The 10,692-nt window shown below is 70.3% G+C and carries 12 protein-coding genes and 1 pseudogene; 7 read left to right on the top strand and 6 right to left on the bottom strand.

Annotated features, from left to right (window positions below; genetic code table 11):
• Together QZ753_RS05735 and QZ753_RS05730 are read right to left on the bottom strand one after the other, a co-directional pair.
• Window positions 1–354: pseudogene (locus QZ753_RS05735) on the bottom strand (ABC transporter ATP-binding protein); the annotation flags it as partial.
• Window positions 351–2,243 (bottom strand): ABC transporter ATP-binding protein, encoded by a 1,893-nt coding sequence (locus QZ753_RS05730; RefSeq protein ID WP_294641784.1) that lies wholly within the window; start codon window positions 2,241–2,243, stop codon window positions 351–353. The gene QZ753_RS05730 and the pseudogene QZ753_RS05735, both read right to left, overlap by 4 nt.
• 142 nt (window positions 2,244–2,385) lie before the next feature.
• On the opposite strand from QZ753_RS05730, the gene QZ753_RS05725 reads away from it, so the two are divergent.
• Both QZ753_RS05725 and QZ753_RS05720 read left to right on the top strand, forming a co-directional pair.
• Window positions 2,386–2,853: a tRNA (cytidine(34)-2'-O)-methyltransferase gene (locus QZ753_RS05725; protein WP_294641782.1), complete on the top strand. Its 468-nt coding sequence runs from the start codon at window positions 2,386–2,388 to the stop codon at window positions 2,851–2,853.
• Window positions 2,850–3,284, top strand: a complete 435-nt coding sequence (locus QZ753_RS05720) for an NUDIX domain-containing protein (RefSeq protein WP_294641781.1) — start codon at window positions 2,850–2,852, stop codon at window positions 3,282–3,284. Before QZ753_RS05725 ends, QZ753_RS05720 begins: the two co-directional genes overlap by 4 nt.
• On the opposite strand, the gene QZ753_RS05715 is transcribed toward QZ753_RS05720, so the two are convergent.
• Window positions 3,253–3,501 carry a hypothetical protein gene (locus QZ753_RS05715; protein ID WP_294641778.1) on the bottom strand — a complete coding sequence of 83 codons (249 nt, stop codon included), beginning with the start codon at window positions 3,499–3,501 and terminating at the stop codon, window positions 3,253–3,255. The two genes, QZ753_RS05720 and QZ753_RS05715, sit on opposite strands and share 32 nt — an antisense overlap.
• A gap of 191 nt (window positions 3,502–3,692) precedes the next feature.
• Between QZ753_RS05715 and hemF the strand changes: the two genes are divergently transcribed.
• Together hemF and QZ753_RS05705 are read left to right on the top strand one after the other, a co-directional pair.
• Window positions 3,693–4,604 (top strand): oxygen-dependent coproporphyrinogen oxidase, encoded by a 912-nt coding sequence (hemF, locus tag QZ753_RS05710; RefSeq protein WP_294641777.1) that lies wholly within the window; start codon window positions 3,693–3,695, stop codon window positions 4,602–4,604.
• A gap of 286 nt (window positions 4,605–4,890) precedes the next feature.
• Window positions 4,891–5,070 carry a DUF1059 domain-containing protein gene (locus QZ753_RS05705; RefSeq protein WP_294641775.1) on the top strand — a complete coding sequence of 60 codons (180 nt, stop codon included), beginning with the start codon at window positions 4,891–4,893 and terminating at the stop codon, window positions 5,068–5,070.
• An 80-nt stretch (window positions 5,071–5,150) separates the two neighbouring features.
• Here QZ753_RS05705 and QZ753_RS05700 read toward each other — a convergent pair whose 3' ends face one another.
• Genes QZ753_RS05700 through QZ753_RS05690 form a run of 3 tightly spaced genes read right to left on the bottom strand, consistent with a single transcriptional unit; the run spans window position 5,151 to window position 7,574 of the window.
• Entirely contained in the window at window positions 5,151–6,383 is a 1,233-nt protein-coding gene (locus QZ753_RS05700) for a CCA tRNA nucleotidyltransferase (protein WP_294641773.1), read from the bottom strand.
• A complete protein-coding gene (locus tag QZ753_RS05695; RefSeq protein WP_294641771.1) occupies window positions 6,380–7,006 on the bottom strand; it encodes a CoA pyrophosphatase in 627 nt (208 codons plus the stop codon). Before QZ753_RS05695 ends, QZ753_RS05700 begins: the two co-directional genes overlap by 4 nt.
• Window positions 6,999–7,574: a DUF1285 domain-containing protein gene (locus QZ753_RS05690; protein ID WP_294641769.1), complete on the bottom strand. Its 576-nt coding sequence runs from the start codon at window positions 7,572–7,574 to the stop codon at window positions 6,999–7,001. The genes QZ753_RS05695 and QZ753_RS05690 overlap by 8 nt, the downstream gene beginning before the upstream one ends.
• Window positions 7,575–7,757: 183 nt before the next feature.
• Between QZ753_RS05690 and QZ753_RS05685 the strand changes: the two genes are divergently transcribed.
• From QZ753_RS05685 to QZ753_RS05675, 3 genes are all read left to right on the top strand, one after another.
• A complete protein-coding gene (locus QZ753_RS05685) occupies window positions 7,758–8,768 on the top strand; it encodes a MoxR family ATPase (RefSeq protein ID WP_294641767.1) in 1,011 nt (336 codons plus the stop codon).
• Between the two features lie 4 nt (window positions 8,769–8,772).
• On the top strand, window positions 8,773–9,687 hold the full coding sequence (locus tag QZ753_RS05680) for a DUF58 domain-containing protein (RefSeq protein ID WP_294641764.1): 915 nt from the start codon (window positions 8,773–8,775) through the stop codon (window positions 9,685–9,687).
• The coding region (locus QZ753_RS05675) for a BatA domain-containing protein (protein ID WP_294641762.1) at window positions 9,687–10,692 on the top strand (1,006 nt) is incomplete at its 3' end. The genes QZ753_RS05680 and QZ753_RS05675, both read left to right, overlap by 1 nt.

Here is a 10,692-nt window from a genome sequence, read left to right as displayed (position 1 = left end):
GAGCGAGGCGGCGAAGAGGACGAGGGTGCGCAGGAGAAGCGTCGTGACGGCGAGGATCACGAGAAGCCAGAAATGGTCGGCGAGAAGCGTCGCCGGCGACGACGAGCCGAGCGCATCGACGACCCAGCCGACAGCGGCATAGAGGAACGCATCGACGCCGCCGGTCAGGCCGCCGGTGACGAGAAGCGCCAGAAACGGCCAGCGCGCCTCGCGCGCGAAATGCCAGATGAAGCGGTTGGTCTCGGTCGGCAGCGGCGGCAGCGCGCCGACGCGGCGCGGCTCCGCCCCGTCCGGCTCGACGTCGCCGTAGGGATCGATGACGCGCTCGAAGCGCCGCAGGAGCCCGTCGATCATTCGGCCGCACGCACGCCGGGCGCGGCCGGCAAGGGTTCGTCGTCGCCGGCATCGAGGAAGCCACCGACCTGCCGGCGCCAGAGATCGGCGTAGAGACCACCCCGCTCGATCAGTTCGGCGTGGCTGCCCTCCTCGAGAATGCGCCCCTTGTCGAGCACCACGAGGCGATCGAGCGCGGCGATGGTGGACAGGCGATGGGCGACCGCGATCACCGTCTTGCCCTCCATCAGGCGATAGAGGTTCTCCGCGATCGCAGCCTCGACCTCGGAATCGAGCGCCGAGGTCGCCTCGTCGAGGAGGAGGATCGGCGCGTCCTTCAGCATGACGCGGGCGATGGCGATGCGCTGGCGCTGCCCGCCCGACAGCTTGACGCCGCGCTCGCCGACCTCAGCGTCGAGACCGCGGCGGCCCTCGCGATCGACCAAGGCCTCCACGAAGTCCAGGGCCTCGGCGCGGCGCAACGCGTGGCGGACGTCCTCGTCGGTGGAGTCGGGGCGGCCGTAGAGGATATTCTCGCGGATCGTGCGATGGAGGAGCGAGGTGTCCTGCGTCACCATGCCGATCTCGGCGCGCAGCGAGTTCTGCGTGACGCCCGCGATGTCCTGCCCGTCGATCAGGATGCGGCCGGACTGGACGTCGTAGAAGCGCAGGAGAAGGTTGAGGAGCGTCGACTTGCCGGCGCCCGAGCGCCCGACGAGCCCAATCTTCTCGCCCGGCCGGATGGTGAGGTCGAAGTCGGCGACCACCGGGCCGGCGGCGCGGTGGGGCTTTGCCGAAGCGTAGGCGAAGGACACCTTGTCGAAGCGGACCTCGCCGTCGCGCACCGCCAGCGCCCCGGCGCCCGGCGCGTCGGTGAGCGCGATGGGCTGCGTGAAGGTCGAGATGCCGTCGCGGATGGTGCCAACGTTCTCGAAGAGCGCCGAGACCTCCCACATGATCCACTGCGCCATGCCGTGCAGGCGCAGCACGAGGCCGATGCCGACCGCGACCGCGCCGACCGACACGAGGCCGTTGACCCACAGGCCGATGCCCATCGCGCCGACGCCGAAGAGCAGCAGCGAGTTGAGGAACAGAAGGCAGACGAAGAACTGGGTGATGAGACGCCCCTGCCCGTAGACGGGCTTCAGGAACAGCCGCATCGCATCCTTGGCGTAGGTCACCTCGCGCGGGGTGTGGGCGAAGAGCTTCACGGTGCCGATATTGGCGTAGGCGTCGACGATGCGGCCGGTCATCTCGGCGCGCGCGTCGGCCTGCCGCTCGGCGACGGCTCCCAGACGCGGGATGAAGTATCGCAGCATCGCGACGTAGAGCACCAGCCAGCCGACGAAGGGCAGCATCAGCCGCCAGTCCGCGGCGGCGAGCAGCACGATGATGCCGGTGAAGTAGACCGCGACGTAGAGGAATACGTCGATCGACTTCATGATCGTCTCGCGCACGGCAAGCGCGGTCTGCATCAGCTTGGTCGAGACGCGGCCGGCGAACTCGTCCTGGAAGAAGCCGAGCGACTGGTCGAGGAGCCAGTTGTGCGCCGTCCAGCGGAAGCGCATCGGAAGATTGCCGAACAGCGCCTGGAACGAAATCAGCGATTCGAAGAGCGCTAGCCCCGGCAGGACGACGAGGATCACCGCGGCCATCGCGGCGAGGCGCCAACCCTCGTCGGCAAGGAAGGTCTCGGGGTTGGCGGCCGAGAGCCAGTCGACGATCGAGCCGAGGAAACCGAAGAGCGAGACCTCGATGACCGCGATCACGCCGGAGAGGACGGCCATGCCGACGAGCAGCCAGCGCACCGGCCGCGCGTAGTGCCAGACGAACGGCCAGAACGTGGCGGGAGGGCTCCCGGCCGGGCCCGCGGGAAACGGGTCGACGAGCTTTTCGAAGGTGGCGAACATGGGCATTTCCGTCCGGCGCATCGGGCCAGCGACACGCACAACGCCCGGTTCGTCTCAAGTGTCGCCAGCATATAGGCAGGTTGACTGCAATTTCACGAAACGGAGCGTTTTCAGCGGCGCGCGGCTTGGCTATCGGGAAGCGATGCAGCTGTCCATCGCCCTCTACCAGCCCGACATCGCCGGCAACGCCGGGACGATCCTGCGCCTCGGGGCCTGCCTCGGCCTCGACGTCGAGATCATCGAACCGGCCGGGTTCGACCTGTCGGACCGGGCGCTGAAGCGGGCGGGCATGGACTATCTCGCGATGGCGCGGCTCATCCGCCACGTCGATTTTTCGGCCTTCGAAGCGGCCCGGCGTGCGGCGGGACGCCGGCTCGTGCTCCTGACGACGAAGGCGGACATGGCCTATTGCGACGTCACGTTCCGGGACGACGACGTTCTTCTCTTCGGACGCGAGAGCGCGGGCGTGCCGTATGCCGTTCACGATCTTGCCGATATCCGCACGACGATCCCGATGAAGGCGGGGGCGCGCTCCCTGAACCTTGCGGTCAGCGCGGCAATGGTCGCAGGCGAGGCGCTGCGGCAGCTGCGATGGAAGGGGACGCCATGATCTTCGACGAACCGCGGGTCGGAACGGGCGCCGCGATCCTGCGCGAGGGCCGACTGCTCCTGATCCGGCGACGCCGGGCGCCCGAGGCCGGCGCCTGGGGCCTGCCGGGCGGCAAGGTCGATCTCTTCGAGACTGCGGCCGATGCCGCCGCGCGCGAAGTCCTGGAGGAAACGGGGCTACGGATCCGTGCGTGCACCCTTCTCTGCGTCGTCGACCAGATCGACCGCGACGCTGGTCATCACTGGTTCGCGCCCGTCTACGTCGTGGAGGATGCGATGGGCGAGCCGGCGATCCGGGAACCGGAAAAGCACGACGGGCTCGACTGGTTCGCGCTCAACGCCCTGCCGAAGCCGCTGACCGCGCCGACGCGGGGCGCCCTGCCCTACCTGAGGGCGCGGATCAGTCGGCGCTCGGAAGACGGCGCATCGTGAACTCGACCTCGTCGCCGGGCAGAAGGCGCCAGCTCTCGACCTGCGTCCAGTAGGCGGCCTTGGGATAGCGGGCGAACCACTCGCGCGCCTTGGAGCGGGCTTCCGGGCGCGGCAGCGTGAAGGTCTCGCGCACGAAGCTGTCGCGCGGGGCCTCCTGACGCCGCGCGCGCAACTGCCGGCGCAGGCCGTCGAGAGGGGGCGGGGGAAGCGGGGCCATCGAACCGTCTCGCTCCTGTTTCGGCGGGCTCCTGTCGCTTTCGAATATAGGCCTTCGGCCACGTGAATTCGAGTCGGATCGGCGGGCCGGCCCCGAACGGATCGCTTCCGAAACGCTCGCGCAACTGCTAGCCAAGACAGGCAAGCCCGGGCTCATCGATTCCGGCCGGGCCGGAAGGATCGTCGCGCGCCATGGAACGTCCCGAACTGCCGCAGGGCCTGCCGGAGAACCTCGACGCCAAGAAGGACGAGGCGAAGGCCTGGTTCGAGGCGTTGCGCGACCGGCTCTGCCAGGCCTTCGAGACGCTGGAGGACGAGTTCGGCTCCGACGAGACGCTGCCCGCCGGCCGCTTCGAGCGCACGCCCTGGACGCGCGGCGAGAACGGTGGCGGCGGCACCATGTCGATGCTGCAGAACGGACGCGTCTTCGAGAAGGCAGGCATCCACACCTCCACCGTCTATGGCGAGCTGTCGGAGGATTTTGCCGCCCAGATCCCGGGCGCTGGCAGCGACCGCAGCTTCTGGGCCTCGGGCATCTCGCTGATCGCCCACACGCGCAATCCGAACGTGCCGGCCGTGCACATGAACACGCGCATGGTGGTGACGACCGGGCAGTGGTTCGGCGGCGGCGCCGACCTCACCCCGATGCTGGACGCGCGGCGCACCGACGAGGACCCCGACACGCGCGCCTTCCACAAGGCGCTGCAGTTCGTCTGCGACCGGCACGCGGGCGTCGCGAGCTACGAGCGGTACAAGACGTGGTGCGACGAGTACTTCTATCTGCCGCACCGCAAGGAGCCGCGCGGCGTCGGCGGCATCTTCTACGATTGGCTTCATTCGCCGGAAGAGGCCGGGGGCTGGGACGCCGACTTCGCCTTCACGCGCGACGTCGGGAAGGCGTTCCTCGTGGTGTATCCGCATCTCGTGCGCCAGAACGCCGGCACGCCCTGGACCGAGGAACAGCGCGAGGAGCAGCTCGTGCGGCGCGGACGCTATGTCGAGTACAACCTCCTCTACGACCGCGGCACCTTGTTCGGACTGAAGACGGGCGGCAACGTCGCCTCCATCCTGTCCTCGCTGCCGCCACTGGTAAAGTGGCCCTGACCGCGCCCCCGCGCGGCGAATTTCTCCCCTGATGCCGCTCGCCGGCAGGGGTTTCCAGCGCTAGTTCCAATGTGCGGACAAGAATTGGTTAAATTGCCAACAACGTCCTGTTCACACCGCGATCGCTCCTGATAAGGTCCGTGTATCCCGCCCCGTCCCGAGCGACGGACGGGTGCTCGCAGGACCGAGGACATCCGCGAACAGACGTGCATTCCGACCGCATGGTTTCGAAGGGCAGGCGGCACGCGCATTCGCGCGGCCGAAGGATCGACCAGGGAGGACTGTGATGTATGAACTCAATTGCCACGGTGTCATTCCAGGCTGCGAGCGCGTGATCCGCGCTGATTCGCAGGCGGAAGTGATGCGTCGCGCCGTGATGCAGGCCAAGCAGCTGGGCGTCGAGACGATCACCCAGCGTCTGATGGACGCGATCCGCGACGGTATGCACGAGAGCGTCAAGCACTGACGCGCCCGGCCGAGAGGCGCTGACGGGAACGTTCCGGGCGCGGCTTCATTGATGGATGGAGCCGCGCTTTTTCGTTCGGTTCAGACGAGCTTCAACAAGGCCTCGCGCTCGAGCACGAAGCCGCTTTCCGCATAGGCGCGTTTCAGGCGGTCCAGCGTGCGCCCGATCTCCGGGCCCGGCGCGACGCCGGCCGCCGCCAGATCGTGCCCCGTCAGGGGGAAGGCGGGCGGCTCGAACGACGTGGCGGCCTCGAACCGCGCTGCCAGTCGCGCGACGCCGGCGAGGCGTTCGGGATCACCTGCGGCCGCGGTGCGCTCGGCGCTGAGCGCCAGCGCCAGACGGTCGGCGAGTGCGGTGCGATCGCCGAGATACAGCCGGGCGCGGAAGGCGGCGTCGCTTTCCGTGGGAGGCGCCTCGCTCATCGCCCAGGCGACGAGCCGGTCGCGATCGGCGTTGGACAGGCGCAGACGGCCGGCCATCTCGCGCAGCCGCGTGGCGTCCGGCGGCACGATCGCCTCGAGGCGGCGGACCGGGTCGGGTGCCCAGCCGTAGAGCGCCTCTGTCCCGACAAGCCCGTGGATCGCGTCGATGCCCCACTTCTCCGATTCCGGCAGCACGCGGCTGAGAACGCCGGCCTGACGCATCCATAGGAGCGCGCGGGCGGGATCGGGCGCCGCCAGGAGCTTTCGCAACTCGCCCCAGACCCGCTCGGAGGACAGGCGATCGAGCCCCTCCTTGAGGCGCGAGGCGGCTCGCAGGCCGTCGCCGTCCGGCCGGCCGCGCCCGTACCAGGCGAAGAACCGAAAGAAGCGCAGGATGCGAAGATAATCCTCCTCGATCCGCTGGCTGGCCTCCCCGATGAACCGAAGTGTGCCGCTGCCGATGTCGGCAAGGCCGCCGGCGAGATCGAGGATCTCGCCATCGGCGTCGCAGTAGAGAGCGTTGATCGTGAAGTCGCGCCGGGCGGCATCCTCGGCCCAGTCGCGCCCGAACAGGACCTTGGCATGACGCCCGTCGGTCTCGACGTCGCGGCGGAGCGTCGTCACCTCGAAGGGCCGCCCGTGCGCCAACACGGTCACGGTGCCATGCTCGATGCCGGTCGGCACCGCCTTCAGACCAGCCACCTCGACGCGGGCGATGGTCTCGGCCGGCAGCGTCGTGGTGGCGACGTCGACGTCGGTGATCGGGCGCCCCATCAGCGTGTTGCGGATCGCACCACCCACCACCCGCGCCTCCTCGCCGCCTGCCGACAGGCAGGCCAGGATGGTCTGGAGGGCGGGGTCGCGGAGCCAGTCCGCCTCGATGCGCGTCATGATGCGTAGAGCCTTTCATACAGCGTGCGCAGGATGCCCGCCGTCACGCCCCAGATATACCGATCCCCGAACGGCATCGTGTAGAAGTATCGCGGCTTGCCCTGCCAGACCCGGCTGCCCCTGGCGTGGTTCGCCGCGTTCATCAGGAAGCCGAGCGGCACCTCGAAGGCGTCGGCAACCTCCGAAGGGTCCGGCCGCGGCACGAAGCCGGGATCGACGATCCCGACGACCGGCGTGATGCGAAATCCCGTCGTCGTGCGGTAGCGCGGCAGGCGGCCGATCACCTCGACCAGTCCGGGGTCGAGCCCGACCTCTTCGCGCGCCTCGCGCAGCGCCGCCGCCTCGACCGACGCATCGGCGGGGTCGACCGAGCCGCCGGGAAAGGCGATCTGGCCGGAGTGTTTCCGAAGGTGCGCCGCGCGTGTCGTCAGGATCACTCCCGCCGCGCCCGGCCGGTCGACCACCGGCACCAGCACCGCCGCCTCGCGCGCGCTCGCGCCGCCGGACAGCTGCTCCCAGTCCGGGTTCAGCACATGGTCGCCGGTGTCGTGCTCCAGCGCATCGAGACCACGGGCCGTCAGGCGCGCGCGAAGGTCCGCGGCGTCGAAGCGCGCCTCAGCCATCGAGAGCCGAGGGTGCCAGCGGAACGGGAAACCAGCTGGAACCCGACGCGATGCCGGCCTCGCCGTCGCGCTCTTCGATGCGCTGGGCGAGGTCGAAGGCCAGCGCGCGCGTCAGCCGCGCCTCGAGGCTACCGCGCACGCGAAGGTAGGGCCGGAACGCATCGCCCGCCGCATCCGCAAAGCGCAAGGGATGCGCGTCGTCGGCCTCCACGACGTCGCCCATGTTGGTGCGAAAGCGCAGCCGGCCCGCCTCGTCGCTCATCTCGACCGCCACGAAGGGCGCGTCGGCCACGCGGATCGTCAGCTTCTCGGCCGGCGTGACCAGCACGAAGGACCCGTCCGCCTCGCGCCGCAGGACGCTCGAGAACAGCCGGGCGAGCGCCGGGCGGTCGATCGGCGAGCCCTGATAGGACCATCCGCCGTTCTCGTCGATCGCCATGTCGATCTCGCCGCAATGGGGCGGATTCCACGCCTCGACCGGCGGGGCGGAGCGGCCGGCGCGCTCGGCGCGCGACACCAGCGCCTCCAGCGAGACCGATGCCGAACTTGTGTCCTCTGACTGAGGCATGATGCAACGTTCCCAAGGGCCGCCGCCCCTTGCCGGGCGGCATCCCGTCTTATTTTGGCCGGGCTTGGCCGTCACCAAATAGTCGCGCATCCCAGCGCTTGCCAGACGATCGCCGCCTCGATTCTATGCGGCTTCCTCCAGTCGTCGGCCGTTCCGACACGACTCATCGAAGGGCCCCGCAGGATGACGATACGCGCCAACACGGAGCCGACCCTCGACGCGCACGCCATGGTGGCCGAGGCCGAACGCGCGCTGGCCGACATCGCGAAGGCGCGCGAATCCGTCGCCCGCGTGATCTTCGGCCAGGAAAGCGTCGTCGAACAGACGCTGGTGGCGATCCTGGCCGGCGGCCATGCGCTGCTCGTCGGCGTGCCGGGCCTTGCCAAGACCAAGCTCGTGGAGACGCTCGGGACCGTGCTCGGTCTCGATGCGCGCCGCGTCCAGTTCACGCCCGACCTGATGCCCTCCGATATCGTCGGCACCGAGGTCATGGACCAGGACGAGACGGGCCGACGCTCCTTCCGCTTCGTGCGCGGCCCGGTCTTCGCCCAGCTTCTGATGGCGGACGAGATCAACCGCGCCAGCCCGCGGACACAGTCCGCGCTCCTCCAGTCGATGCAGGAATACCACGTGACGGTGGCCGGCGAGCGCCACGACCTGCCCGCGCCCTTCCACGTGCTGGCGACCCAGAATCCGCTGGAGCAGGAGGGCACCTATCCCCTGCCCGAAGCCCAGCTCGACCGCTTCCTGTGCCAGGTCGACGTGCATTACCCCTCGATCGAGGCTGAGCGCCGCATTCTCCTCGCGACCACCGGCGTCGCCGAAGACAAGGCCGTCGCCGTGATGAGCGCGGAGCGCCTGCGCGAGATCCAGATGCTGGCGCGCCGCATGCCGGTACCCGAGAGCGTCGTCGAGGCGATCCTGTCGCTCGTGCGCTCGGCACGTCCCGGCCAGGGCTCGTCGGAGGCCGACACGCATGTCGCCTGGGGTCCTGGCCCGCGCGCCAGCCAGGCGATGATGGCCTGCGTGCGCGCCCGCGCGCTCTACGAAGGGCGGCTCGCCCCCTCGATCGACGACGTTCGCGCGCTCGCCGAGCCGATCCTCCAGCACCGCATGGCGCTGAACTTCGCCGCGCGCGCCGAAGGCATCGGCGTGCGCGAGGTGATCGCCCGTCTGGCCCGGCAGGCCGGCTGACCGGATGGCGGCCATCGGGCGCATCACCGACGCTGTGACCGGTGGCGAGGCGCTGCATCGCGCCCGCCAGCGCGCGGCGCTCCTGCCGGATCTTCTCGTCGAGGCGCGGCGCGTGTCGGCCTCCGTCGCCACCGGCTGGCACGGCCGGCGGCGGCGCGGCACGGGCGAGAACTTCTGGCAGTTCCGCCCCTTCGTCGACGGCGAGCAGGTCTCGCGCATCGACTGGCGCCGCTCCGCTCGCGACGACAACGTCTACCTGCGAGACCGCGAGTGGGAGGCGGCGCAGACCGTCTGGCTGTGGGCCGACCCCTCCGCGTCGATGCTCTACCAGAGCAGCGCCGGTCTCGTGTCGAAGGAAAGCCGCGCGCTGGTGCTGGTGCTGGCGCTGGCCGAGCTTCTGGCACGCTCCGGCGAGCGGATCGGCTACCCCGACGTGCTGGCACCGGTTTCGGCGCGCAATGCCGCCGAGCGCATCGCGGCGGCCCTCCAGACCAATCGTCCGGCCGGGGGCTTTCCCGCGACGGACCGGCTCAAGCGCTTTTCCGAGATCGTCCTCGTCGGCGATTTTCTCGACCCGATCGACGACCTCGTCGAGCGGATCGATCGTCTCGCCAAGCAGGGTGTGCGCGGCCACATCGTCCAGGTGGCCGATCCCGCCGAGGTCGCCTTTCCCTATTCCGGCCGCACCGAGTTTCAGGACCCCGAGACCGGTGCCAAGCTCACGGCCGGGCGCGCCGAAGCCTTGCGCGATCTCTATCGCGACGCGTTCGAGGCGCGGCGGCAGGTGCTCGGCGAGCATTGCCGGCGGCTCGGCTGGAGCCACGTCTTCCACGCCACCGACCGCCTGGCGTCCGAACCCCTCGTCGCGGTCCACGGCCATCTCAGTGGTCAGCCGCAAAGCATGAAGGCGCGCGCCTGATGGGAGCCTTGTCCTTCGGCGCGCCGCTGGTGCTCGCCGGGCTTCTCGCCCTGCCTGCGATCTGGTGGCTGCTGCGCCTCACCCCGCCGCGTCCGCAGACCGAGACCTTCCCGCCGCTCCGCATCCTGGAGCGTGTCCTGCGCCGCGAGGAAACGCCGGCACGCAGCCCCTGGTGGCTGACGCTCCTGCGACTGCTCTTGGCGGCCCTCGTCATCCTCGCGCTCGCCGCACCGATCCTCAACCCGCGCGAGAGCGCGCTCTCGGGCAACGGCCCCGTCGTCGTGATGCTCGACAACGGCTGGGCGAGCGCGCGCGACTGGGACAACCGGCGCGCGGCGGCGGAAGACCTGATCCGCGAGGCGGGCGAGGCCGGGCGGCCGGTGTCGCTGGTGCTGACCGCCGACGACGCCGGCAACGACCCGGCGCCGGTGGAAGCGGCGACGGCGCTGGAGCGGATGGCGGCCGCCGAGCCGCGCCCGATTGCGCCCGACCGCGCGGCCGCCGCGACGCGCCTATCCGCCGTGCTCGGGGGCCAAGGGGGCGCCAGCTTCGCCTATCTCAGCGACGGGCTCGACGGCGGCGGCATGGCGGCGGCGGCCGAGGCGCTGCGCGCCCTCGCGCCCTCGCAGGCGATCCTCTACGCCCCGCCTGTCGGCACGCTCGCGGGCCTCACCCGCGCCGAGAACGCGACGGATGCACTGGTCGTGCAGGCCGTTCGCCCCGAAGGCGAGGCGGGACCGGCGACCTACCAGCTTCGTGCGCTCGACGCGCAGGAGCGCGAGATCGGCCGCGCGCCGCTCGCCTTCGCCGCCGGATCGACGACGGCCGAGGCCCGTTTCGCCATCCCGGTCGAACTGCGCAACGACGTCGCGCGGATCGAGCGCGACGGCCTGAACGACGCGGCCTCGGTTCGCCTCGTCGACGACAGCTTCCAGCGCCGCCGCGTCGCGCTGGTCTCCGGCGAGGCGGCCGACCTCGCCCAGCCGCTGCTCTCGCCGCTCTACT

The organism is uncultured Aureimonas sp. (genome assembly GCF_913775355.1).
Lineage (GTDB): Bacteria > Pseudomonadota > Alphaproteobacteria > Rhizobiales > Rhizobiaceae > Aureimonas.
This window is presented reverse-complemented; position numbering and strand designations above follow the sequence as displayed.